The organism is Staphylococcus gallinarum (assembly GCF_000875895.1).
GTDB lineage: Bacteria > Bacillota > Bacilli > Staphylococcales > Staphylococcaceae > Staphylococcus > Staphylococcus gallinarum.
This window is the reverse complement of the sequence record NZ_JXCF01000236.1, coordinates 1-241: the sequence shown is the minus strand read 5'-3', so window position 1 is coordinate 241 and position 241 is coordinate 1. Positions and strand designations below refer to the sequence as shown.

Below are 241 nucleotides of genomic sequence, written 5' to 3'. Positions count from 1 at the left end.
AACTCTTGAAATATGTTTAATAAAAATCACAAAAAAGATTGTGAAGAGTATTAAAAAAGTCCAATTATAATTTGTCGTAAATAACATAAAACATATAATACTTATAGACATTAAAACAATCCCTACGATATCTAATGTATTTTTTGTTGATTTACCAGGTACCATTACTTTAATAAGAAAAGGTATAGTTACTATTGTAATCATAGGAAGTATAAGTAGGTAAGACCAATGAATATAATGT

1 pseudogene is annotated in these 241 nt (G+C 23.7%); it reads right to left on the bottom strand.

Going from position 1 to position 241, the window contains the following annotated elements:
* A pseudogene (locus SH09_RS16235) lies at window positions 1-241 on the bottom strand (hypothetical protein); the annotation flags it as partial.